General features: G+C 56.9%; 24 protein-coding genes. 9 read left to right on the forward strand and 15 right to left on the reverse strand.

The features are described 5' to 3' along the window. Positions 1-150: 150 nt before the first annotated feature. Positions 151-1584: an aldehyde dehydrogenase gene (locus ABLV11_RS17330; RefSeq protein WP_016807851.1), complete on the forward strand. Its 1434-nt coding sequence runs from the start codon at positions 151-153 to the stop codon at positions 1582-1584. A gap of 3 nt (positions 1585-1587) precedes the next feature. On the opposite strand, the gene ABLV11_RS17335 is transcribed toward ABLV11_RS17330, so the two are convergent. The 3 genes from ABLV11_RS17335 to ABLV11_RS17345 form a co-directional block, all read right to left on the reverse strand. Beyond that, positions 1588-2844, reverse strand: a complete 1257-nt coding sequence (locus tag ABLV11_RS17335; protein ID WP_126489083.1) for a putative acyl-CoA thioester hydrolase — start codon at positions 2842-2844, stop codon at positions 1588-1590. A gap of 80 nt (positions 2845-2924) precedes the next feature. Then, positions 2925-3695, reverse strand: a complete 771-nt coding sequence (locus tag ABLV11_RS17340) for an alpha/beta hydrolase (protein WP_004112763.1) — start codon at positions 3693-3695, stop codon at positions 2925-2927. A gap of 71 nt (positions 3696-3766) precedes the next feature. Further along, on the reverse strand, positions 3767-3940 hold the full coding sequence (locus ABLV11_RS17345) for a GhoT/OrtT family toxin (protein ID WP_004101823.1): 174 nt from the start codon (positions 3938-3940) through the stop codon (positions 3767-3769). A 197-nt stretch (positions 3941-4137) separates the two neighbouring features. Between ABLV11_RS17345 and yncL the strand changes: the two genes are divergently transcribed. Further along, positions 4138-4230, forward strand: a complete 93-nt coding sequence (yncL, locus tag ABLV11_RS17350) for a stress response membrane protein YncL (RefSeq protein WP_004101822.1) — start codon at positions 4138-4140, stop codon at positions 4228-4230. A 52-nt stretch (positions 4231-4282) separates the two neighbouring features. On the opposite strand, the gene ABLV11_RS17355 is transcribed toward yncL, so the two are convergent. After that, positions 4283-4567, reverse strand: a complete 285-nt coding sequence (locus ABLV11_RS17355) for a hypothetical protein (protein ID WP_016807852.1) — start codon at positions 4565-4567, stop codon at positions 4283-4285. A 567-nt stretch (positions 4568-5134) separates the two neighbouring features. On the opposite strand from ABLV11_RS17355, the gene ABLV11_RS17360 reads away from it, so the two are divergent. Beyond that, entirely contained in the window at positions 5135-5257 is a 123-nt protein-coding gene (locus ABLV11_RS17360; protein ID WP_004101819.1) for a small membrane protein, read from the forward strand. Positions 5258-5599: 342 nt separating this feature from the next. Here the strand turns inward: ABLV11_RS17360 and patD are convergent, their stop codons facing one another. The 6 genes from patD to ABLV11_RS17390 form a co-directional block, all read right to left on the reverse strand. After that, on the reverse strand, positions 5600-7027 hold the full coding sequence (patD, locus tag ABLV11_RS17365) for an aminobutyraldehyde dehydrogenase (protein ID WP_016807853.1): 1428 nt from the start codon (positions 7025-7027) through the stop codon (positions 5600-5602). Positions 7028-7049: 22 nt separating this feature from the next. Next, positions 7050-7856, reverse strand: coding sequence for an ABC transporter permease (locus tag ABLV11_RS17370; RefSeq protein ID WP_224330658.1), 807 nt, complete (start codon positions 7854-7856; stop codon positions 7050-7052). Further along, positions 7846-8775: an ABC transporter permease gene (locus tag ABLV11_RS17375; protein WP_004112757.1), complete on the reverse strand. Its 930-nt coding sequence runs from the start codon at positions 8773-8775 to the stop codon at positions 7846-7848. Before ABLV11_RS17375 ends, ABLV11_RS17370 begins: the two co-directional genes overlap by 11 nt. 1 nt (position 8776) lies before the next feature. Further along, complete coding sequence (locus tag ABLV11_RS17380; RefSeq protein ID WP_224330659.1) at positions 8777-9787, reverse strand: ABC transporter ATP-binding protein; 1011 nt, start codon at positions 9785-9787, stop codon at positions 8777-8779. Positions 9788-9806: 19 nt separating this feature from the next. Continuing rightward, on the reverse strand, positions 9807-10952 hold the full coding sequence (gene ydcS / locus ABLV11_RS17385) for a putative ABC transporter substrate-binding protein YdcS (protein ID WP_004101810.1): 1146 nt from the start codon (positions 10950-10952) through the stop codon (positions 9807-9809). 292 nt (positions 10953-11244) lie between these two features. Beyond that, positions 11245-12657 carry a PLP-dependent aminotransferase family protein gene (locus ABLV11_RS17390; RefSeq protein ID WP_126489081.1) on the reverse strand — a complete coding sequence of 471 codons (1413 nt, stop codon included), beginning with the start codon at positions 12655-12657 and terminating at the stop codon, positions 11245-11247. 327 nt (positions 12658-12984) lie between these two features. Between ABLV11_RS17390 and ABLV11_RS17395 the strand changes: the two genes are divergently transcribed. The 4 genes from ABLV11_RS17395 to ABLV11_RS17410 all read left to right on the forward strand — a co-directional run bounded on the left by ABLV11_RS17395 (position 12985) and on the right by ABLV11_RS17410 (position 15919). Continuing rightward, positions 12985-14382 carry a cytochrome ubiquinol oxidase subunit I gene (locus ABLV11_RS17395; protein WP_004101806.1) on the forward strand — a complete coding sequence of 466 codons (1398 nt, stop codon included), beginning with the start codon at positions 12985-12987 and terminating at the stop codon, positions 14380-14382. Beyond that, positions 14382-15392 (forward strand): cytochrome d ubiquinol oxidase subunit II, encoded by a 1011-nt coding sequence (cydB, locus tag ABLV11_RS17400; RefSeq protein ID WP_348855546.1) that lies wholly within the window; start codon positions 14382-14384, stop codon positions 15390-15392. Before ABLV11_RS17395 ends, cydB begins: the two co-directional genes overlap by 1 nt. After that, positions 15392-15517, forward strand: coding sequence for a DUF2474 domain-containing protein (locus ABLV11_RS17405; RefSeq protein ID WP_126489080.1), 126 nt, complete (start codon positions 15392-15394; stop codon positions 15515-15517). The genes cydB and ABLV11_RS17405 overlap by 1 nt, the downstream gene beginning before the upstream one ends. 168 nt (positions 15518-15685) lie before the next feature. Continuing rightward, on the forward strand, positions 15686-15919 hold the full coding sequence (locus tag ABLV11_RS17410; RefSeq protein WP_004101803.1) for a DUF2554 family protein: 234 nt from the start codon (positions 15686-15688) through the stop codon (positions 15917-15919). 13 nt (positions 15920-15932) lie between these two features. Here the strand turns inward: ABLV11_RS17410 and ABLV11_RS17415 are convergent, their stop codons facing one another. Together ABLV11_RS17415 and ABLV11_RS17420 are read right to left on the reverse strand one after the other, a co-directional pair. Next, the gene (locus ABLV11_RS17415; RefSeq protein ID WP_224250504.1) at positions 15933-17897 is read right to left on the reverse strand and encodes a U32 family peptidase; all 1965 of its coding nucleotides are present in this window, start codon (positions 17895-17897) and stop codon (positions 15933-15935) included. 248 nt (positions 17898-18145) lie between these two features. Then, positions 18146-18682, reverse strand: coding sequence for an XRE family transcriptional regulator (locus ABLV11_RS17420; RefSeq protein ID WP_004101801.1), 537 nt, complete (start codon positions 18680-18682; stop codon positions 18146-18148). A gap of 159 nt (positions 18683-18841) precedes the next feature. Between ABLV11_RS17420 and ABLV11_RS17425 the strand changes: the two genes are divergently transcribed. After that, positions 18842-20029 carry a benzoate/H(+) symporter BenE family transporter gene (locus tag ABLV11_RS17425; RefSeq protein ID WP_265105073.1) on the forward strand — a complete coding sequence of 396 codons (1188 nt, stop codon included), beginning with the start codon at positions 18842-18844 and terminating at the stop codon, positions 20027-20029. Here the strand turns inward: ABLV11_RS17425 and ABLV11_RS17430 are convergent. Next, complete coding sequence (locus tag ABLV11_RS17430) at positions 20009-20875, reverse strand: AraC family transcriptional regulator (RefSeq protein WP_049127769.1); 867 nt, start codon at positions 20873-20875, stop codon at positions 20009-20011. The genes ABLV11_RS17425 and ABLV11_RS17430 overlap by 21 nt on opposite strands. A 182-nt stretch (positions 20876-21057) precedes the next feature. Here ABLV11_RS17430 and ABLV11_RS17435 point away from each other — a divergent pair, with 182 nt between their 5' ends. Continuing rightward, complete coding sequence (locus ABLV11_RS17435) at positions 21058-21954, forward strand: DMT family transporter (protein WP_004101793.1); 897 nt, start codon at positions 21058-21060, stop codon at positions 21952-21954. 96 nt (positions 21955-22050) lie between these two features. On the opposite strand, the gene ABLV11_RS17440 is transcribed toward ABLV11_RS17435, so the two are convergent. Further along, positions 22051-22719, reverse strand: coding sequence for a DUF3313 domain-containing protein (locus ABLV11_RS17440; RefSeq protein WP_105890303.1), 669 nt, complete (start codon positions 22717-22719; stop codon positions 22051-22053). 139 nt (positions 22720-22858) lie between these two features. Further along, the gene (locus tag ABLV11_RS17445; RefSeq protein WP_172598508.1) at positions 22859-24451 is read right to left on the reverse strand and encodes an ABC transporter substrate-binding protein; all 1593 of its coding nucleotides are present in this window, start codon (positions 24449-24451) and stop codon (positions 22859-22861) included. Between the last annotated feature and the right edge of the window lie 38 nt (positions 24452-24489).

The raw sequence follows: 24489 nt of genomic DNA on the forward strand, positions 1-24489 counted from the left end.
CTACTCTCACCCCCCCCCCCCTCGATTTCAGTCATAAATGTGAAGCGTGCGAAAGGTTGCGAAAAAACAGGGCGATAACCGCCCGGGCGGCATCACGCGGCGGCGCAACCCGGTACACTCGGCAAATCGCAACGCCAGGAGAAACCTACAATGACAATAACCTGCACTCTCTACACCAACGGCCAGTGGCACGATGCGGAAGGCCATGCCACTTTTACCCGCCACAACCCGCTGACGCAAGAAAACGCCTCCGTTGCCAGCGCCGCCAGCCTGGCTGACGCTCGCCGCTGCGCCGATACCGCCGGCGCGGCGTATCCGCAATGGCGCGATACGATACCCGCAGAACGGCGACGCCTCCTGCTGGACGCTGCCGAAGAGATGCTGCGCCGTGAGGCGAAGTTTATTGCCGCGATGGCGGCCGAAACGGGAGCCACCGCGCACTGGGCCGGTTTTAACGTGCATCTGGCCGCCGATATCCTGCGCGAAGCCGCCGCATTGACCACGCAAATCGAAGGCCAGGTGATCCCCTCTAACGTGCCGGGAAATCTGGCGTTGGGCATCCGTCAGGGGGCGGGCGTCGTACTCAGCATGGCGCCGTGGAACGCACCATTGATTCTGGCGACTCGCGCTATCGCCACGCCGCTGGCCTGCGGAAATACGGTTATTCTCAAAGGCGCGGAGCTCTCGCCGGCGACTCAGGGGCTAATTATCGATGCCCTGGCGGCGGCGGGCTTCCCCGCCGGCGTGGTGAATTATCTGACCTGCACTCCCGCCGACGCTCCTGCGCTGGTGGAGTCTCTAATAGCGCACCCCGCCGTACGCCGCATCAACTTCACCGGTTCGACGCCGGTAGGACGGATTATCGCCCGCACCTGCGGGGAGCATCTGAAACCGGCGGTGCTTGAACTGGGCGGCAAGGCACCGCTGCTGGTGCTCGACGACGCTGACCTCGAACAGGCGGCTGCGGGCGCCGTTTTTGGCGCATTCGCCAACGCCGGACAAATCTGCATGTCGACCGAGCGCATCATTGTGGATGCGGCCGTCGCGGAAGAGTTTGTGGCGCTACTGGCCAGGCGCGCGGCGGCCCTGCCCGCCAGCCTGCTCGGCCCGGTGGTAGAGATGAAGACCGTCACCCGCTGCAATGCCTTGATAGAGGATGCGCTGGCGAAGGGCGCGCGCCTGCTCACAGGCGGCACATCCAATTCGACGCAAATGCGCGCCACCCTGCTCGATGGCGTCACCCGGGAAATGCGCATCTGGCATGAGGAATCGTTCGGCCCGGTGAAATCGATTATTCGCGTTCAGAACGAAGCCGAAGCGCTGGCCGTCGCGAACGAAAGCGAATATGGCCTCTCGTCGGCGATATACAGTCGGGACAGCGCCCGGGCGTGGAACCTGGCGCAAAATCTGCAAACCGGCATTTGCCACATCAACGGCCCCACCGTGCACGATGAAGCGCAAATGCCGTTTGGCGGCTGTAAATCATCGGGCTATGGCCGCTTTGGCGGACGCGCGGGGATTGCCGAGTTTACCGAGCTGCGCTGGATCACGCTGCAAACGCTCCCGCGCGAGCTGCCGTTTTAAGTTTCACGGCCGCCAATGGTTCTTGAATTCCCACAGGCGATTAAAGGCCACGTCATCCAGCTGTCGTTCTGCGGAAATATTGCCGCGGAACGGTCGGGAGGTGGTGGCCGCAGCGCCCCATGGGGAAAGCCGATCGTAGCTTTGATCGATAGCGCTGTTGGCGATCAGCACCTGTCCGTTGGCGGTCTGCCCCGCTAAATAGCCGGTCTTGCCTGCCCCCTGATCCCAGGCGCGGCCCAGCTTTGCCTTGAAACTGCCCTGATAGCCGCTGTCGCCGGTAAAGCGGCTGTTCTTCACCAGAAAGCCGTATGGATTATCCGGCAACGTGTTCGGCGCCAGCACGTAAGCCTCGGGAGAACGGCGCGTCGAGACGGTGTGGAAATGCACATTGTCAAAGACCGCATTCGCCCGGCCGAAGACATAATCCACGTCCCCTTCGACGTAGCTGTCTTTGACGTATACGCGGCTAATGCGATCCGTCACCGCTTCATTACGCAGGTTGCTGGTATTCAAATAGAGCGTATCCTGGCGTCCCAGCAAACGGACTTTCTCCAGCTGCACGCGATCGCCATCCGTCCGCAGAGCCACCCCCTGGTGGGTACCGCCATCAACGGTATCCAGCAGACTGTTGGCTACGCTAAGATTAACCAGCTGGAAATCAGCGCTTTGCGACCACATCACCGCCGCGCAGTTGGTGCCTATTGTCTTACTGGTACGCCCGGCGCAAAGCGCATACTGGTACCAGGCGGGGTCGCCTTCACGATACTGATGCTGGCCGTTCACCTGCTCGCGATAGCGCTGCGCAGAAAATTGTGAATCCACCGCCAGCTCAATCCTGACCTCTTCGGGCTGCTCTCCGGCACCATAAAGGGTTATCGGCGGCGCCCCTGCGGGGATATAGACCGTTTCCCGATAGATGCCTGGCTCGATACGGATATAGATACGCTCATTCTTTGCCGAATGCTGGGCTATTGCCGCATTAACCGCCTGCTGAATGCGGGAGTACGGCGCTCCCGCAGGCGCCACGCGCCAGGCGCTTTCCGTTTGCGGAAGGCTAACTGGCGATGGCGACCATGGCCCATCCGGGGCACTCAACGCGCCGCCCTGCGCAAAATAGCGCTCCATGGTGAAGCTTGCCGCTTCCGCCGCCGTAAGCTGCGGGCGGGAAGCCGTCCCGCGCGGATGTTGCGTTACGCACCCTTGCAGAAGCAGAGGCGTACAGAGTAAAGCCGAGATACCCAGGATGTTGATTATTCGCATTTCACGCTCGCCACATATGAAAGAAACGGAATATCAAAATAAATGAAATATTGTTTCTTTTCGTATGTAGCGATCACGAATCAGACTTCTGCCTCAATGCTGGCATAAAAATTGTCCAGCGTGCGGGCCAGCGCCGATGGGTTTTCCCACGCCATTGAATGCCCGGCCAGCGGGATCGCTAACAGCGGGATCCCCGCCGCGACAGTATCCGTCGCTTCTTGAGCCGGTAACGAATGCTCTCCGTAAATCAGGGCCTTAGGACAGGATAAATGGATAAAGCGGGTAAACCAGGACGGATTAGCGCCCTTCACCAGGCTGGACGCTCCGCGCCACACCGCCCACGGAGCGCTGTTTTGCAGGCAACCGGCCCAGGGCGAGGTTTCGGCACTGAGCATCTCGGCATAGCCCCGGGCAATAAAGCGCTCTTCGGTTTGTTCCGCGATGCGTCTGCTGTACATACCGCCCCCGGGATAGAGATTGGGTTCGGCCACCAGCAGCCCCAGCACCCGTTCGGCGAGCCGTTCTGCGGCTTCAATCGCCACGCTGCCGCCCATGCTGTGACCATATAAGTAGCAGCGCGTTAGCCCTAAGCAATCCAGAAGCTCAACTATCACTCCGGCCTGATCGCCGATGCGATAGCCGAAAGATGGCGGCTTGTCGCTGTAGCCGTATCCGGGTAAATCGACCAGAATCGTTCGCCGTCCGGCCAGCGCAGGATCGGCGGCCACGCGAGGATAGTCATAGGTTGAGGCGCAGCCCAGTCCGTGGATAAAGATAATTGGTTCACCGCGGCCGGGCAGGTCCAGCCAGCGCACGTTGCCGCCGGCCTGAGAGGAATAGAAACTGTTCATCGAAGATCATCCGTTAGTTGAGCCTGTTTTTTTATACAGTCATCACTAAAAGTTAGCCATCGATTTTTCAATCAGAACAAAGAGACCAGCAGCGCCATGGGAAAGCTGAACGGCCATGTCGCGCCAATCAGCAGCGCCGCCAGCAGGCGGATCCAGCGGCTCTCTTTCGTTAAGAACCAGCTTATTACCGCGCAGATACAGCCCATAACTGCATAAAAAACCAGCATTTTCTGGTACAACGTCATTTTTCTTCTTCCTTCCCTGAGAGGCATTTTCGCGTCAAGCGATGCCTTTTCGTACCCCAGCGTACGTCAGAGTTTATGGCATAATAAAACGAGTCACGGCTTAAATTTTCAGAAATACGCCCGATTCGGCTTAGTCCGATAGCGCAACCTTTGACCTCGTACTATAACTGTAGAGGCTAATTCATTAAGGTGGCGTTATGGATGTTTCCAGCAAAACCGTCCTTCTGATAAATGTCGGCGCAGCGCTTGCGCTAATCGGCCTGTTGTCCGTTCGTTTTGGTTGGTTTTAGCGATTTTACTCAGCAATGAAACCTAAAAAAGCAGCCTTTGAAGGCTGCTTTTTTACGATTTAATAGCGCCTGCCTCAGCTGCAGAGGCGTGTTGTTGCACGGTCATCAGCTTCTGCAATTCAGGATCCCACGCCGGGAGCAGGTCAACTTTTTCACTGTCCCACGCGGCCGCAGCGCAAACCGCTTCTGCTACGCCCTGTTTTTCACAATCAACAATCTGTTTAGCGGGAAAATTCCCGTAAAGCATCGCTGTGGCGCAGGCCACGAAGAGAAAACACGCTATTTTTTTCAAAACTATATCAACGTCAAAGCAACAAATTGCGCCGAATGTTCGCATGAGCGGCTATATAAAGTCAAACCCGCTTCCCTGCCCCACCAGCCGTCATCATCGCGGCTTATTTAACATAAATATTACATATTCGCTAAATTTAAAGGGGAGCACGAAAATATCAATGGCGGTAAATGAATATCTCTTGCCTTTCAGAACTTATTCTCACAACCCGCAGTTAATAACACCTTTATTTATAGGGTTATATATTTGATGGCTTAAGTTTAAATAAGCCTTATTTGCCGCAATCAGTGCTGTGCGCTATTCTCCGAAGCTCACGGGCCTTTCCTGTCGCAGGGCAATTGTTCACTATTCTTTATCCAATCATCAGCATTGAGCCAAGAGGCGATCATCATAATTAGCGGGTTCAATGGCGGCCAGGATGCAATAAAACGGGTTAAAAAGATAAAATACCATTATTTATCAACGGCTTACAAAACCAAAATAGCGATAAAACTTTTCTGTCGATTTTAAATGATAAGAAATATCATTTGCCTTGTTTCGCATAAAATCATACATTCATAATTACAAGTTATGCGAAGCTTGTTTTTTACTCATTGCTTTTTGAGGTGGTACATGTCCGGAATCGCCGTGCTTATTGTGGCGTTAATTTTACTTATTGCTGCAATTTATAATCTTTTTTCTTATGTTCGCGAGCGTCGTCAATCAAGTTTACCGAGCAAAAAAAACAAACGTTAGCCTGTTAATCATTTGCCAAAAAATAAATAACGCCGTACGTATTTAATTTCTGATGACCTGATATCAGGCAAAATCACAGCAACAAGTTAATATCTCCAGCGCAACAAAAAGCCCCTGCATTGCCTGCAGGGGCTGGCGAACTTTTCCGTCAGTTAACGAGAGGACCCGGAAGAGCGCATCCCTCGCCCCGAGGACTAACCGGCCCCACCCGGCGCTTATCTCCGGCACTCATCATGGCTTAGCTCTTGAAGGGGCTTAAGAATATTCTCATAAACGCACGCTTCTGTTTTAACATTTTTTGCTATGGTAACTATTAGCAGGCTAATCTGAATCACTCATCCTCTACCCGTGCTTGATCATCACATGACGGATGGTCGTATAATCCTCCAGGCCATACATCGACATATCCTTGCCGTAGCCGGAGAGCTTCTGCCCGCCATGCGGCATTTCGCTAACCAGCATAAAATGCGTATTGACCCAGGTACAGCCATACTGCAGGCGGGCGCTGAGCCGGTGCGCTCTGCCGACATCGCGAGTCCATACCGACGAGGCAAGACCATATTGGGAATCGTTGGCCCAGCACAGCGCCTGCTCTTCATCGCTAAATGCGGTGATGCTGACAACCGGACCAAAAACCTCCCGCTGCACAATCGCATCGTCCTGCTTCGCCCCTGCCAGCAGCGTGGGCTGGAAGTAGTAACCATTGCCCGGCGCTTTGCTGCCGCCGGTCACCACCTGAATATGCGGCAAGGCACGAGCCGCATCGACGGCGGCGCTGACCCTGTCCAGATGCGCCTGCGAGCTCAGCGGGCCCAGTTCGGTCGTTTCATCGTCCGGCGGTCCAATCTTCAGGCTGGCGACCGCCGCGCCGAGCTTTTCCACCAGTTGGTCATAGATTCCGGCCTGCGCGTAAATGCGGCAGGCGGCGGTACAGTCCTGACCGGCGTTATAAAACCCAAAGGTCCGTACCCCCTCCACCACCGCGTCAATATCCGCATCATCAAAGACGATAACCGGCGCCTTCCCGCCCAGCTCCATATGGGTTCGCTTAATCGACGCCGCGGTATGGCCGATAATATGCGCGCCGGTAGCAATCGAGCCGGTTAGCGACACCATGCGAACCCGGGCATGGGCGGTCAGCGGATCGCCGACGGTTGCTCCGCGCCCGAACAGGACATTAAGAACCCCGGCGGGGAAAATCTCCTGCGCCAGTTCACCTAACTTCAGCGCGGTGAGCGGAGTGATCTCAGAGGGTTTTATTACCACGCAGTTGCCTGCCGCCAGCGCTGGCGCCAGTTTCCAGGCCGCCATCATGAGCGGATAGTTCCACGGCGCGATAGAAGCCACCACGCCGACCGGATCGCGGCGGATCATCGAGGTGTGGCCTTCGAGGTATTCACCTGCCGCCATACCCGGCAGACAGCGCGCTGCACCGGCGAAAAATCGGAAAACATCGGCAACCGCCGGTAGCTCATCGTTGACCACGCAGTGCAGCGGTTTGCCGCAGTTCAACGACTCCAGTTGAGCCAGCTCCTGGGCATGTTCAGTAATCAGGTCCGCCAGCCGCAGCAGGCATTCGGCGCGGGTTTTCGGCGTCGTCTGACTCCAGCCGGCAAAGGCCAGGTCAGCGGCGTCAACCGCGGCATCAACCTGCGTCGCCGAGGCCTCCGCAATCGACAAAATCTCTTCGCCGGTGGCTGGATTAAACACCGGCACAGTCTCGCCTTCGCCAGCCACTAACTTACCGTTTATCAAAAGGTTATTTTGCATAGCATTATCCTGTATCGGTTTTTTATTTTCCGTTTTCCGCGCTGATGTCGCCGTCACGAGTGAGCCACCAGGCCCCCAGAATCGGAAACATCGTCACCAGCATGACCAGCAGCGCGACGACGTTGGTGACCGGGACATCGCGCGGGCGCCCGAGCTGATTAAGCAACCAGAGCGGCAGCGTACGCTCGTGCCCGGCGGTAAACGTGGTCACGATAATTTCATCAAACGACAGAGCAAACGCCAGCATTCCCCCCGCCAGCAGCGCCGATCCCAGATTGGGCAGTACCACGTAACGAAAGGTTTGCCAGCCGGTTGCGCCTAAATCCATCGACGCTTCCACCAGACTCCATGAAGTGCGGCGAAAGCGGGCAATCACGTTGTTAAATACCACGACCACGCAGAAGGTCGCGTGTCCCACGACGATAGTCAGCAGCCCGGGTTCCAGATTGACGGCCTTAAAGGCGGTCAGCAGCGCAAGCCCGGTAATAATGCCGGGCAGCGCAATCGGTAATAGCAGCAGTAGCGACACGGCGTTTTTGCCAAAAAACGTGCTGCGCCACAGCGCACCTGCAGCCAGCGTGCCAAGTACGAGAGCGATGGCGGTCGACAGCGCGGCGATTTTGAGGGACAACGTCACGGAATCGATAATATCGCTACGCCCCGCCGCTTCGCTAAACCAGCGCAGCGTCAGGCCTGCAGGCGGAAAGCTGAAGGCGGCGTCTTCGGCATTGAATGCGTAGAGAGCGATAATCAGCAGCGGGAAATGCAGGAATATCACGCCCCCCCAGGTGGCGACCTTCAGGAACAGCGGTGCGCGATCAGAGTGCATCAAATGCTCCCAGACGTTTCACGAACGCCAGGTAGAGGGCAATCAGTACAATGGGCACCAGGGTAAACGCCGCCGCCATCGGCATGTTGCCAATCGCCCCCTGCTGGGAATAGACCATATTGCCGATAAAGAATCCCGGCGGCCCCACCAGCTGCGGCACGATAAAATCGCCCAGCGTCAGGGAGAAGGTAAAAATGGACCCCGCCGCAATGCCGGGGATCGCTAACGGCAGCACCACATAGCGAAAGGTCTGGCGCGGACGGGCGCCAAGATCGGCGGAGGCCTGCAGCAATGAAGACGGCAGGCGTTCCAGCGCCGCCTGCACCGGCAGGATCATAAACGGCAGCCAGATATAGACGAACACCAGGAAGCGCCCCAGCCCAGAGGTCGACAGCGTATTGCCGCCGACCGCCGGGATCGTCAGTACCATGCTCAGTACGCTTTCCAGACCAAGATGGCGCAGGAACCACTGGGCGACGCCATCTTTAGCCAGCAGCAGCGTCCAGGCATAGGCTTTGACGATATAGCTCGCCCACATCGGCAGCATCACGGCGATATAGAAAAAGGCTTTCATCTTGCCACGGGTATAGCGGGCCATATACCAGGCCATGGGCAGTGCCAGAATCGCGCTGGCGACGGTCACCGATAGCGCCATCACCAGCGTGCGCACAATAATGTCGTAGTTAGCCGGATTAAACAGCGCGCGCAGATTGGCCAGCGTCAGGTCGTTGGTGACCGACATGGTGAAATCATCAAAGGTATAGAAACTTTGCCACAAAAGGGTCAACAACGACCCCAGATAGACAATGCCAAACCACATGAGCGGCCCCAGCAGTAGCAGAAACAGAGCCAGCGAGGGATGACGCCAGAAGGTGCCGGCCAGGCGTCCGCCTCCGGCAGAGGGTATCGCCATCGTCATATCACACTCCGCTCTCCAGGGGGACCATCGCCGCACGCGACCATGAAGCCAGCACCTGTTGCCCTACCGGAGGGGCGTTCAGCGCAGCCTGACCATCGACATTCGCCTGACTCACCAGCAGCTTCTCGCCGTCAGCCAGCTTCAGCTCGACGCGCGTGGCGGCGCCCATATACTGCACCGCCTGCACGATCCCCTGAATCTGCACCTCCCCGCCGGCATTCAGCCGAATATGCTCAGGACGCAGCGACCAGGCGCCCGTCATCGCGCACAGCTTCTGCGCCAGCTCGCTGCTAAACACGTTGGCGGTACCGACAAACCCGGCGACAAACGCCGTTCTTGGCCGCAAATAGAGATCCTGAGGCGCATCAACCTGCTCAATGCGTCCCTGATTAAAGACCGCCACGCGGTCAGACATCGACAGGGCCTCTCCCTGATCGTGGGTCACAAAAATGAAGGTGATGCCCAGCGCCTGCTGCAGTTTTTTCAGCTCCAGCTGCATCTGTTCGCGCAGTTTTAGATCCAGTGCCCCCAGCGGTTCATCCAGCAGCAGGACCCTTGGCTGATTCACCAGCGCCCGGGCGATGGCTACCCGCTGGCGCTGGCCGCCGGAAAGCTGAGAAGGCTTGCGCGCATGCACAAAAGCGAGCGCCACCTTCTCCAGCGCCTCCTGCGCACGGGCGTGGCGCTCCTTTTTGCCAATCCCCTTAACCATCAGCCCGTAGGCGACGTTATCGAGTACCGACATATGAGGAAACAGCGCATAATCCTGGAAAACGGTATTCACATCGCGCTGCCAGGGCGGCAGCGCGCTGGCCGGTTGGCCAAAAATACGTATCGTTCCGCCCGAAAGCTGTTCAAATCCGGCAATCAGGCGCAGGCAGGTGGTTTTGCCGGAGCCAGATGGCCCCAGCATAGAGAAAAACTCGCCGTCGCGAATAGCGATGCTGACGCCATCCACCGCCCGCACGTCGCCGTACAGGCGCGAAACATTATCCAGCTCTACCGCGTGCATGTTCTTCGCCTCCGGCGACTTAACGACCGCCCATAATCGCGATGTAATCCTGCGTCCAGCGGCTGTAGGGGACGAATTTCCCGCCTTCGGCAACCGGCGTTTTCCAGAACGCAATTTTGGCGAATTCGTTGTAACCATTGGTTTCGCAGCCTTTATCCCCGAGCAGCGCGCTGGCTTTGCAACCCGCAGGTACGACCGGCAGCGAACCAAACCAGGCGGCGACATCCCCCTGCACTTTCGGGGTGAGCGACCAGTTCATCCATTTATAAGCGCAAACCGGATGTTTAGCATCGCTGTGCAGCATAGTGGTATCCGCCCAGCCGGTGACGCCCTCTTTCGGAAAAACGGTGGCAATCGGCTGGCCTTCCGCTTTCAGACCGTTGGCCTGATAGGGCCAGGCGCTGGAGGCCACCACACCTTCGTTTTTAAAATCGCTCATCTGCACGGTGGTATCGTGCCAGTAGCGGTGGATCAGCGGGTGCTGTTCGCGCAGGACTTTCAGCACCGCCTGATACTGCGCTTCAGTAAGTTGATAGGGATCATTAATACCCAGCTGCGGCTGAGTGGCTTTAACGAATAGCGCGGCGTCGGCAATATAAATGGGCCCATCATAAGCCTGTACGCGGCCCTGATTGGTTTTTCCGTCCGGCAGATTTTGTTTTACGAACACCACGCTCCAGCTATCCGGCGGCGTCGGGAAGGTTTTGCTGTTGTACATCAGCAGGTTTGGCCCCCACTGGTACGGAGTGCCGTAGACCTGTCCGCCGACGTTAAACCACGCGCCTTTTTCCACGCGCGGGTCGAGGGAGTGCCAGTTAGCAATCAGCGCAGTGTTAATCGGCTGCACGCGCTTACCCATAATCAGGCGCAGCGAAGCGTCGCCGGACGCGGTGACCAGGTCATAGCCTCCTTTTGCCATCAGGCTGACCATCTCATCGGACGTGGCGGCGGTTTTGACATTAACCTGACAGCCGGACTCTTTTTCAAACTGGCTCACCCAGTCGTAGCTTTTATCGGTTTGTCCCCGCTCGATATATCCCGGCCAGGCAATAATATCGAGACGACCTTCGCCTTTATCGAGAGAAGTCGGCGGCTCGGCGGCCTGCGCCGTCAGGAAAACCATCCCCAGCACGCAAAGGCTGCCACGGGCAATTTTTTTGCTCATCGGGTCATACTCCTGTCACAAGAAAATGAGCGGCAGCCGTGCCGTAAAAATATCTTCCTTCATAACAGTAGACGGCGCGCCTGGGGCCCCCGGGGAAATTTATTCAGGTTGTGACAAGGGGCGCATTACGCAAAAAACGGCATACACGGAATAACTTTATGGATTATAGACAAGGAGTTAGCGAGGCAATACGACTATGCGAATTTCCTATGGTTGGCATCAGTAAAATAATAACCCACCTGTTCGCCGGCTTATTTTTCGGCCCGGTATCACTGGCGGGAAATAAATAACGCTAAGCCAGCATTTCGCGAATCAGTTCGCCCAGGCGTTTAACCCCCTGCTCCTCTTTTTCGCCCCAGCCCCACGCGGTATTAAAGCGGAAGAATGAAGTCCAGCTGGCGGTGGTGGAAAACATTTTCCCCGGCGCAATGCTGATGTTATACGCCAGCGCGCGGGCGCTCAGCTCCCCCGCATCGGCTCCGGCGGGAAGCTCAAGCCAGAGAAAATAACCGCTATCGCTATGATGAATTTTTATCTCTGCGGGAAGATGGCGCAGCAGGGCCTGCCAGGCCAGCTGTTTGCGCTCGGCAAGCTGGCGGCGTAAACGGCGCAGGTGGGCATCGTAGCGTTTAGTCGAAAGGTAATCGACCAGCGCCAGCTGCATTGGCGAACTGGTGGAGAGCGTACTCATCAGCTGTAGCTGCTGGATCCGTCGGGCGTGCTTGCCCGCCGCCACCCAGCCGATACGGAACCCGGGAACCAGACATTTGGAGAAGGAGCTGCAGTGCAGCGTCATATCGTCGCGATCCCAGTATTTTGCCGGCAGCGGTTTCTCACGACCAAAGTAGAGCTCGCTGTAAACATCATCTTCAATCAGCATCACGTTATAGCGCGCCAGCAGCGCCACCAGCCGCGCTTTTTTCTCCGCGCTGAGGGTAAAGCCGAGCGGGTTTTGCCCATTGGTCATCAGCCAGCAGGCTTTCACCGGATAGCTCTGTAGCGCCTGCTCCAGCGCGGCGAGATCGATCCCCTCTTTAACATCCGTGGCCACCGATAGCGCTTTCAGGCGCAATCTTTCAAGAGCCTGCAGCGCCCCGTAGAAGCAGGGATTTTCCACCACCACCCAATCGCCCGGTTCGGTGACGGCCTGCAGACTAAGGTTCAGCGCTTCCAGCGCGCCGGCGGTGATCACGATGTCGTCCGGCGAGATATTCATTCCCTGCAGCGCGTAGCGCCGGGCAATCGCATGGCGCAGTTCATCGTTCCCCGGCGGCAGGTTTTCAATCACGCTCATGGCGGTTGCGGTTTTGCTCACCTGCGCCAGCGAGCGGTTGAGCTGCGGTAAAGGGAATAGTCGCGGATCGGGAAAAGCCGAGGCGAAGGGCAACATAGAGGCCTGGCGGCTGGCCTGCAGCACTTCAAAGATATAAGTGTTGATATCAACCGCTTCATCACGCGTTACCTGGGCGGGCGGCGCGGGCTGCCGCGGTTTAGTGGGCTGCGGCGCGACATAATAGCCGGACTGCGGACGGGCGATGATGCGTCCCTGGCTCTCCAGTAACTGATAGGCGTGGCTGACGGTCATAAAACTCATTCCGCTGCTTACCACCTGTTCGCGCAGCGAGGGCAACCTGTCGCCGGGTAACCACACCCCAAGCGCGATCTGTTCAGTAATCTGCTGCGCCAGCCGCTGGTACTTTTTCATCCGTCGATCCGTGTAGCTATTCGTAGGGTCAATTATATATCAGATGAGAAATAATGGCAGTTTATAAAAACTGTTATGGTGTGTAGTGAAATAATACCTTACCGGAGGCGTTGCTGGCGCATCTATCCGGGCTAGCGGACCGCAGACGGCTGGGAGCCCGTAGCCCGGCTAAGCGCAGCGCAGACCGGGAGAGCGCCATTCTGCGTTTTGCCAAAAGGTCATAACAGCCCCCCAACTGTTATAGGGAAAAACAGCGTTTCTGTTCCTGCAACCCGTTATCAACGAAGCCTAGAATTGCGCTGAGTCAATTTTGTTGCGGAGTTCTGCATGTTCGGTCTTGATGCATTCCACCTGGCGCGGATCCAGTTCGCTTTCACCGTGTCATTTCATATTATCTTCCCCGCCATCACCATCGGGTTAGCCAGCTACCTGGCGGTACTGGAAGGCTTATGGTTAAAAACCAAAAACCCGACCTGGCGTTCGCTGTACCACTTCTGGTCAAAAATCTTCGCCGTTAACTTCGGCATGGGGGTCGTCTCCGGCCTGGTGATGGCCTACCAGTTCGGTACCAACTGGAGCGGATTCTCGGAATTCGCCGGGAGCATTACCGGCCCGCTGCTGACCTATGAGGTTCTGACCGCCTTCTTCCTTGAGGCCGGATTCCTCGGCGTGATGCTGTTCGGCTGGAACCGTGTCGGACCTGGACTGCACTTTTTCGCCACCTGTATGGTCGCGCTGGGGACGATTATCTCCACCTTCTGGATCCTTGCATCTAATAGCTGGATGCAAACGCCGCAGGGATTTGAGATCGTCAATGGTCAGGTGGTACCGGTGGACTGGCTGGCGGTGATTTTTAACCCGTCTTTCCCTTACCGCCTGCTGCATATGTCGGTGGCGGCTTTCCTCAGCAGCGCGCTGTTCGTCGGCGCGTCGGCAGCCTGGCACCTGCTGCGAGGGAACAATACCCCCGCCGTCCGCGCGATGTTCTCCATGGCGCTGTGGATGACGCTGATTGTCGCCCCCATTCAGGCGCTGATTGGCGATATGCACGGGCTGAATACGTTGAAACACCAGCCGGCCAAAATCGCCGCCATTGAAGGGCACTGGGAGAACGCGCCCGGAGAGCCCACCCCGCTGCTGCTGTTCGGCTGGCCGGATATGCAGCAGGAGCGTACCCGCTATGGCCTGGAGATCCCGGCTCTCGGCAGCCTGATTCTCACCCACAGCCTGGATAAGCAGGTGCCGGCGCTGAAGGAGTTCGCCCCGGAAGATCGCCCTGACTCCACCATCGTATTCTGGTCCTTCCGCCTGATGGCCGGGCTCGGCATGCTGATGATCCTGCTGGGCGCGCTGGCCTTGTGGCTACGCTATCGCGGCCGCCTCTATCACAGCAGGCCCTTTTTACGCTTTGCGCTATGGATGGGACCTTCGGGACTTATCGCGATTCTGGCGGGCTGGGTGACCACCGAAGTGGGCCGCCAGCCGTGGGTCGTCTATGGCGTTCAGCGCACCGCTGATGCCGTCTCCGCTCACGGCGACCTGCATATGTCGATCAGTCTGCTGACTTTTATCGTTGTCTACGGTTCGGTGTTCGGCGTCGGCTACAGCTATATGCTACGCCTGATTCGCAAAGGTCCGCAGACCGCGCAGCCACCGGCCTCCGGTACGCCAGCGCGTCCACTCTCCGCCGCTACGGGCCATGAACAGCAGAAGGAGTTCCGCTAATGGGTATCGATTTATCGGTTATTTGGTTTGTTATCATTGTCTTCGCCACCCTGATGTATATCGTAATGGATGGCTTTGACCTGGGCATTGGCATTTTATTCACCACTACCCGGGACACGGCGGACCGCGACGTGATGGTAAACAGCGTCGCCCCGGTCTGGGACGGCAATGAAACCTGGCTGGTGCTTGGCGGCGCGGGGCTGTTTGGCGCATTTCCTCTGGCCTACGCGGTCATTATCGATGCGCTGGCGATCCCGCTCACCCTGATGTTGATCGGTCTTATTTTTCGCGGCGTTGCCTTTGAATTTCGCTTTAATGCGACGCCATCGCATCGTCCATTCTGGGATCGCGCTTTTATGGTCGGTTCCCTTCTGGCCACCTTCACCCAGGGCATGGTGGTCGGAGCGGTGATCAACGGTTTCCCGGTCAACGGCCGCAGCTTCAGCGGCGGGATGTTTGACTGGTTTACGCCGTTTACCCTGTTCTGCGGCCTGGGGCTATGCGTTGCCTACGCGATGCTGGGTGCCAGCTGGCTGGTGATGAAAAGCCAAAATGCGCTCCACCGCAATATGCGCATGACCGCGCGCGGCTTGCTGTTGGCGCTGCTGGCGGTCATTGTCGCCATCAGCATCTGGACGCCGCTGGCGCAACCGGCCATCGCCCGGCGCTGGTTTAGCCTGCCTGACCTCTTCTTCCTGCTGCCGGTACCGCTGCTGGTGGCGGCGATCGGCGCCTGGCTCTGGCGAACGCTTCGCAACAGCGCCAGCCACCTGCTGCCTTTTACTCTCACGCTGGGGCTGATCTTCCTCGGCTTTAGCGGGCTGGGGATCAGTATCTGGCCGCATATTATTCCGCCGGACATTACCCTCTGGCAGGCCGCCGCGCCGCCGCAAAGCCAGGGCTTTATGCTGGTTGGCGCGCTGCTTATTCTGCCGGTTATCCTCGGCTACACCTTCTGGAGCTACTACGTTTTTCGCGGCAAAGTTCAACACGGCGAGGGGTATCACTGATGCAACGAGTATGGCTTAAGCGAGCGGTATGGATGATAGTGCTGTGGGGAGGCAGCGTGCTGGCGCTGGCGGCGGTGAGCATGGGGTTTCGGCTGCTGATGACGGCCGCCGGGCTGAAGGGTTGAGCCGCCCGTGACGTCATTTTAGTCGGCCCGACGGCTCCACCGTCGGGCTTTTTTTCGCCATCCGTCAGGGAGCGCTGACAAAGGCTTTTCCCATCTTTGATAAACGCGGAAATAAGCTCAACAAATCCCTGGCATAGTAGCCCCACTCACCGACAGAAGGGAAAAGATATGCTCAGAAGATACGTTTCAGCGCTACTGCTGGTGTGCGCCCTGTTTTCCGGCCACGTGCTGGCCCACCAGCACGGACACGATTTCTTCCCGGTACAGGGCCTCGAGCAGCAGCTACAGCACGAAGCCGATAGCGATGAGCTACGCAGCCAGAGCGAAGAAGCCGCGTCCGATCTGCGCGAACATCACCGCTGGCAAAATGCGCGAAAGCCGAAAATGCACTTCTATCCCTAAGACCTGTCAGTCATCAGGCGCCCTTGCGTTTCGGCAGGGTTTTCATCAGCTCATCCGGGCTGACGGACGCCACGATGCTGCCCGGTAGCGGCATTTTAAGGATATGATTTTTTATCTTACCGACGACGTGCATTTCGCAGGGGCGGCAGTCAAATTTCAGCGTCAACACTTCATCGCCGTGAATCAACTGCATCGGCGTGGCTTTCCAGCTCTTAATCGACCCTTTAGCCTGTTTCGGACACAGATTAAAAGCAAAGCGCAGGCAGTGCTTAGTGATCATGACCGGCACATCGCCCTTCTCCTGATGCGCTTCATAGGCGGCATCGATCAGCTGCACGCCGTAACGCTGGTAAAACTCGCGCGCCTTATGGTTGTAGACGTTCGCCAGAAACGACAGGTGCGTTTCCGGATAGACCGGCGGCGGGACGGAAACCGGCTTGCGGCAGCCGCGCACCATGGCTTTAAGCCGCGCGTCATCCAGCATATCTACGGTTTCCCGACGCAGCTGGTTCAACAGGCTGTTCGGCACGAATAGCGCACCCGGCAGGCTAATTTCCATGTTACGCGAGTAGTAAAGGGTCTGGCCCAGCTTCGCCAGGCCGTCGCGCAGATTCGTCAGCGCTTTCTCCGCCTGGGTCGCTTCGGCAAAATCGCCGTCCAGAGTATGGGTGACGCTGACGCCCTCCTCGCTGGTCATGGTTAAGACCAGCTGTTCCTGCCAACCGCTCAGTTCGATATCCACCGCGATGCGACGCTCGCTGGAGGTTTTTAGCAGCGCCTGCTGCCAGTTATGATCGAGGTTGCGGTTTAGCGGCTGATGCGGGCGCACTTTGTGTAAATCCGCGGGCATCTCGTTCGGCCATACGCGGTAGCGATTTTCGCCCGTTTTTTCAACCGTGTTGGCGCGAAAGCCAACAACGTCACGTTTGATCATCACGTTCAGGCCGTCGCCGTTGGTCAGGGCTTCGCTCACCTCAACGTCGAGAAAATCCTTGCCGACTTTCAGCACTTCACCCACCGGCAGGCCAATAAACTTCGGCGAATCAAACGCGCCGATATCGCCTTTGCGGGCGTTGACAAAATAGTCGGTGCTGCCGCGATGGAAGGTTTTATCCGTGGACGGGATGAAGAAGTGCTCCGTACGTCCCAACGACGAGCGGGCCAGATCGCCGCGATCTTCAATGATGGCGTCAAGCATCTGGCGATAATGCGCGGTAATATTCTTCACATAGCTCATGTCTTTGTAGCGTCCCTCAATCTTAAAGGAACGCACTCCGGCATCGATCAGCGCGGCCAGGTTGGCGGTCTGATCGTTGTCTTTCATCGACAGCAAATGCTTTTCATAGGCCACCACGCGGCCCTGGTCATCTTTCAGGGTATAGGGCAGACGGCAGGCCTGCGAGCAGTCGCCGCGGTTGGCGCTGCGCCCGGTCTGAGCATGGGAAATATTGCACTGACCGGAATAGGCCACGCACAGCGCTCCGTGGATAAAGAATTCGATGGTCGCGTCGGTATTATCGTAAATCGCTTTGATCTGCTGAAGATTCAGCTCGCGGGCGAGGACGATTTGGCTGAAGCCGACATCGGAAAGAAATTTCGCTTTCTCCACGCTGCGAATATCGCACTGGGTGCTGGCATGCAGCTCAATCGGCGGAATATCCAGCTCCAGCACGCCCATATCCTGGACAATCAGCGCGTCCACGCCGGTTTCGTACAGATCTGTTATCAGACGTTGCGCCGGTTCCAGTTCATCATCATGAAGAATGGTGTTCAGGGTCACGAACACCTTCGCGCCGTAGCGGTGGGCAAATGGCACCAGTCCGGCGATGTCGCTCAGGCTATTGCTGGCGTTGTGACGCGCGCCGAAGCCCGGTCCGCCGATATAGACCGCATCCGCGCCGTGTAAAATCGCTTCACGGGCGATCCCGGCATCGCGGGCAGGACTCAATAGTTCAAGATGATGGTTTTGCAGGCGCATACGCTCGTCGTTATCCATTATAGGGGGTCGAAATGGCGGCTATTGTAGTCAGAACTGCGCGCAGACCAAAACATTTTCCACTGCCGCCGCAGGGGGAATTTTCACTTTTCAGCAAAGTATTGAAGGAAAAGATATTTCCCACAAAAAGCGCCTGAGGATACAGTCATCGCGTATTCCGGATTTTCCTCGTCACGTTGTGATTTGTTGTCTCAGTCATTTGCCTGGCCGCGAGTTTGCTCGCGGCTTTTTTATTGTGCTTTTGGGTAGTGGATCAGCGAATGGAAATGAGCGGTCTGCGCGCCGCTATTGCGGTAGGCGTGCGCTAAATCACCGGCGAACCGCCGCCCTTCCCCTGGCTGCAGCGACAGCCACTCGCCCTGCAGGCACAGATCCAGCACGCCGCTAATCACCACCACATGTTCGATAACCCCTTCCTCGTGCGGCGTAGACTCGCTTAGCGCGCCGGGCGCCAGGGTAATGGAGAAGTGGTCGAAACGCAGCACCGGGTCCCAGGGAAAAACAGGCGTCACAACCATCGCCTGCTGCTGCGGGTCGAAGGCGGCTGGTTCAGCGCTATCATCGGCGATAATAAAGGCGGAAAACGGTACGTTCAGGCCGGTGGCAATTTTCCACAGCGTCGCCACGGTCGGACTGGATTCGTTACGTTCAATCTGGCCCAGCATGGCTTTCGATACGCCGGTTTCTTCCGCCAGGCGCGACAGGCTCCAGCCGCGCTGCTGGCGCAGCGTTTTTAGCGTCGCCGACAGATGTTGCGCAATATTCATTCAACCTCCCAATAATCTCTTAGTGAATTATACGCATATTTGCCTGATTCTACAGGGTAACGGCATCATCAGCCCCCTCTTCGCAGCCCTGTACTGGCCCGGCGGTGGTGAAAGGTAGTTGTGCGCTATAACGCACGATGCTACATTACAACGACCGTTATAACGCACAAGGTAATGTTTATGCGCTCTTTTACTCTGCCTTTTCCGACTCTGCTTGCCGGTTTTGTCGCGGTCTTAGTCGGCTACGCCAGTTCTGCCGCGATCATCTGGCAGGCAGCGGCGGCGGCAGGCGCCGATGCTTCGCAAATCGCCGGCTGGATGACCGCCTTAGGTCTGGGAATGGGCGTGAGTACCCTGGCGCTCACCTTATGGCGAAAGGTACCAATCCTGACGGCGTGGTCAACGCCCGGGGCGGCGCTGCTGGTTAGCGGCCTGCACGGCGTCACGCTGGCGCAGGCGATTGGCGTGTTTATCTTTGCTAACGGCTTAATCGTACTGTGCGGCGTAACCGGTCTGTTTGCCCGGCTGATGAAAATCATTCCCCATTCGCTGGCGGCGGCGATGCTGGCCGGTATTTTGCTGCGTTTTGGTATGCAGGCTTTCTCCAGCCTGCAGGGCAATCTGCTGCTATGCGGCAGCATGTTAGCCGCCTGGCTGATATGCAAAGTCTGCCTTCCCCGATTTGCCGTGGTGGCCGCCCTGCTGGCGGGAAGCGCGGTGGCCGCCCTCAGCGGAGATGTGACAGGGTCACAAATCAGCTGGCGCTTTGTCGCCCCCGCTTTTATCGCTCCTGAATTTACGCCCGCGCTGCTGCTTAGCGTCGGCGTACCCTTTTTCCTTGTTACCATGGCTTCGCAGAATGCCCCCGGCTTTGCTACCCTGCAGGCTTCGGGCTATCGGGTTCCGGCTTCATCGCTGATCGTGGCGACCGGCGGTCTGGCGCTGCTGCTGTCGCCGTTTGGCGTCTACTCGATCTGTATCGCCGCGATTACGGCCGCGATTTGCCAAAGCCCGGAAGCCCATCCGGACCCGCAAAAGCGCTGGCTCGCGGCGGCGGCGGCGGGCGTTTTTTATCTGCTGGCGGGAATCTTCGGCGGCTCCATCACTTCGTTGATGTCGGCGCTGCCGGCGGCATGGATCCAGATGCTTGCCGGACTGGCGCTGCTGGGCACCATCGGCGGCAGCCTGTTTCAGGCGCTCAATCATGAGCGTGAACGCGATGCCGCGGTGGTGACTTTTCTGGTCACCGCCAGCGGCGTGGAGCTGGCCGGTATCGGCTCTGCTTTTTGGGGGCTGGTTCTCGGCGGCGTCAGCTACGTTTTACTGTCAGCGCTGCGCCGCGCGTAGCTGCGAGGGCGTCAGGCCAGTGGCGCTTTTTACCCGATTGCTAAAGTGGCTGGCGCTGCTAAAACCGCAGGCCATAGCAATATCGGTTAACGGCAGCAGACTGCGGGTAATGAGCGCCTGCGCTTTAACCATCCGGCGCTGCATCACGTACTGATGCGGCGCCATTTTCATTGACTGGCGGAACATCCGCGCAAAATGGTATTCGCTGAGCGCCGCTTCCTGCGCCAGATCGGCAAGGGTGAGCTGCCGGTCGAGGTTCTCCTCAATCCATGCCAGCAGATTACGCAAGACGTGCGGCGCCAGGCCGCCGGTCACCGTCGGCAAACGCCACTGAACGTTTGAATAATGCTGAATCAAGTGCGTGAGCAGCAGCGTGCTGGCGGAACTCAACGTAAGGTGGTTCGCCTGCTGCTGCCAGTCGTTGTCCAGCAGAAACTGGCGATAGACAGCGGTAATTTTGTCATCGCTGGAAAAGGTTTTTTCCTGCAGCGTGAACGAAGCCGGGCTACGGTCCCAAATCTGCTCGCCTACCCGGCGGAGATGTTCATCGGTGCAGTAAAGGTGGACAAAAGAGAGGTCGCCGCGAATATCCCAGGTGCTCTCGTCGCCTTTCGGCATCAGGCAGAAACGGTCGGGCCCGCCGCCGTTTTTCCAGCCATGTGGCGTCTTCTGGTAGCTTTCGTAGCCATCGGCAATATACAGGCTCAGAGTGTGGTGATCGCTTTGTACCGTTATGGTATCGAGATTGTTATACCACGCCGCCAGCTGAATCCCGGAGTTGAGCTTAACCGTCTCCCGCAGCACGGCATTTTTTTGACGCAATGTTTCGAAAGTCCCGTAAGCCATAGCCTTCACAGTTCAGTTTCCGCAGATCCCTAGTCTAAGAAGAGTCGCTGACGGATACCAGCTTTCGCCCGCCGCCAACGCAAAATAAGCGCAAGAATTTGCAAGTCGGCAACACGTGGATGACAGCGCGGAGCATGGCGAGGCTGCAAAATGACGGGTACAACACTCACAGGAGAGACATTTTGAACGCATTACTCTACGGGTTAGTCGTCGTTATCTGGGGTACGACATGGATTGCTATCTTTTTGCAGCAGGGGCCGGTCGCCGCGCCGGTGTCTATTTTCTGGCGTTTTGCCGTCGCCAGCATCACCATGCTGACCATTCTGCTGGTTACGCGCCGTCTTCGCCCGCTGGCCGCCCGGGACCATCTTTTCTGCCTGCTGCAGGGCTGCTGTGTCTTCTGCTTTAATTTCTGGTGCTTCTATACCGCCGCTGCGTATATCAATACCGGGCTGGAGTCGGTGATCTTCTCCATGGCGGTGCTGTTTAACGCGATTAACAGTTTTCTCTTTTTCCGCCAGCAGCCGCCGGGCCGTTTCTGGCTGGCCGCCGCGCTGGGTCTGGCGGGCATCGTAACGCTCTTCTGGGATGATTTGTGGGCCAACGGCCTCAATGCATCGCTGCTGCTCGGTATTGCGCTCAGCGCATTAGGCACCTACGGATTTTCGCTCGGCAATATGCTCAGCCTTCGCCACCAGCGCCGCGGCCTGGAAACCTTGACCACCAACAGCTGGGCAATGCTTTACGGCACGCTGGTCATGGGCGCTATCGCGCTGGTACGCGGCGATAGTTTTGCCCCGCAGTGGACGCTAAGCTATATGGGCGCGCTGCTGTATCTGGCGGTGTTTGGCTCGGTGATCGCTTTCGGCGCCTATTTCACGCTAGTGGGGCGAATCGGCGCCAGTAAAGCCGCCTACAGTACCCTGTTGTTTCCGCTCGTCGCGCTGACGATTTCCACCTTTTATGAGGGCTACGTCTGGCATAGCAACGCCGTCGCCGGGTTAGCGCTGATTCTGCTCGGCAATCTGGTGATGTTTGCTCGCCCGGAGCAGTGGCTGCTGCGGCGCAGGCTGGCCTGAGTTCGCTCGGATCGCTGCTGATGCTCGCGCTGCCGTCGAGGAGAAATGAAAAAGGCGCTATCAACCACTAGCGCCTTTATTCACGGATACGCCTGATTAACGGTTATTAGGGTCGAATTTCACCGCGTCAATCGCCATATCATCGATCACCTGCTTCAGGGTCTCGACGGTGAGCGGCGTATTTTCGTTGGATAGGTTTTTACCTTCGCCCTTACGGACCACTTTGATAACCGGCTTTTGGGTCGCCGCGTCAATCAGCTCACCTTCAAAGAACAGGTTGGTGTCCATGGTACGGTGACCGGTTGCCGCCTGGGTACCGGCGATAATCATCGCCACCGGAATCACTTCGTAGAACTGCAGACCTTCTTTGCTGGAATCCACGCCGGTGATGGCGCCGCGGAAGATCAGGCTGCGTTTCCCTGCGGTGGTAGCCAGCGGTTTACGCTCGGAAATAGCCTGTTTCATCTCTTTGTTGGTGTAATTCAGGATATCGCTGAGCGCCTTTTCGCCAACCTGGGTTGTCGGTTTAGGGACCGGATAATAGGTGATGGGGTTATAAACGATATTGTCATAGTTGTTCGGATTGTAATCCGCAGAAATCCAGCGCAGCTCCGGTTTACCGGAAGCGGAGGTGGTTTCTTTTAGACCAGAGTAATCTTTTAAAAAACCGGAATATTGTTCAGGTTTAGCCAGTTTTGATGAACAACCGGCCAAGGCTAACAGGCCAGCCAGCGCGGCGACCTTAAAAAATAACTGAGTACGCATATAGGTTGATCCCTGTGAATACCATCTATCGGCAAGTGTTATAGCAAAAGACAGGGGTAAGTTTTGTGGCAAAAGTGGTGGTACGTCAAGTAGCGTAAAAAAATAAACCCGCCGCTGCCGGCGGGCCGTTTTTTCGTATTTATTTTATATCAACCTGATAAAAAATATGCTTGCCGAAGGGGTCGATTTCGTAACCAGAAACGTTTTTACGTACCGGTTCAAAAATAGTCGAGTGGGCAATCATCACCGCCGGCATCTGGTCGTGCATCATCTGCTGCGCCTGCAGATAGAGCGTCTCACGTTTTTGGCGATCGGTTATCGATTTCGCCTCGGCGATGAGGTTATCGAACGGCTGATAGCACCATTTCGCCGAGTTAGAGCCGCCGTTTGCCGACTGGCAGGTAAACAACGGGCCAAAGAAGTTATCCGGGTCGCCGGTCGCGGTGGTCCAGCCCATCAGCGCCGCCTGGTGTTCACCATCCTTAACCCGCTTTAAGTATTCACCCCACTCATAGGTTGTGATCTTAGTTTGCACGCCGATTTTCGCCCAGTCGGCCTGAATCATCTCGGCCATGCGTTTGGCGTTCGGATTATAAGGACGCTGCACCGGCATCGCCCACAGGTCGATGGTTATCGGCCCGGAAACGCCCGACTCCGCCAGCAGCGCTTTCGCTTTCTGCGGGTCATACTCGTAATCTTTAAGCTGGCTATCCGCGCTCCATACCCCCGGCGGCAGCAGGTTTTTCGCCGCCGTACCGGTGCCGTGGAAGACGGCTTCAATGATCGCCGGTTTATTGATCGCCATCGCTAAGGCCTGGCGCACCTTGACGTTGTCCAGCGGCGCTTTTTGCGTATTAAACGCCAGGAAACCGGTGTTGAGGCCCGCTTTGCTCATCAGATTGATCGCGTTGTTCTCTTTCATTCGCGGCAGGTCTGCCGGATTGGGGAACGGCATTACCTGGCACTCGTTTTTCTCCAGCTTGGCGTAACGCACCGAAGCGTCCGGCGTGATGCTGAAAATCAGGCGATCGATATGGGCTTTCCCCTGCCAGTATTCCGGGAAAGCGGTGAAGAGAATGCGGGAATCTTTTTGATACTGTGCGAGTTTGAACGGACCGGTGCCAATCGGGTCCATGTCCACGCGTTCTGGCGTGCCGGCTTTTAACATCGCATCGGCATATTCCGCCGATAAAATAGAGGCAAAATACCAGGCAAGATCGGCGACAAATGGCGCTTCAGGATGCGCTAATGTAAAACGCACCGTATATTCATCAGGCTTATCGATTGCGGTAATTAACTGACCAAACTCCAGGCTTTCAAAATTAGAATAATTGCCGTTGGAGACATTGTGATAAGGATGATGAGGATCTTTTTGCCGCATAAATGAAAAAACAACATCATCGGCATTAAAATCGCGGCTGGGTTTGAAATATTTATTACTCTGGAATTTAACGCCTTTACGTAAATGGAAAGTATAAACTTTGCCATCTTCGCTGACTTCCCAGCTTTCGGCCAGGCTCGGCACTAATTCCGTAGTACCGGCTTTAAAGTCAACCAGCCGGTTATAGACCGGTACCGCGCTGGCATCCACGCTGGTTCCCGAGGTATAGAGTTGAGGGTTAAAGTTTTCCGGCGATCCTTCTGAACAGTAGACCAGCGTTTTTGCGCTAATAGCCGAGCTGGCCGTCAGGGCCGCTACCGCCAGAGCAAGCGTCGTGAATCTGCGTTGCATATGTTTTCCTTTTTAATTTGTCAGCTAATGAATAGCTT

The organism is Klebsiella sp. GW_Kp181, assembly GCF_040062315.1.
Classification (GTDB): Bacteria; Pseudomonadota; Gammaproteobacteria; order Enterobacterales; family Enterobacteriaceae; genus Klebsiella; species Klebsiella oxytoca.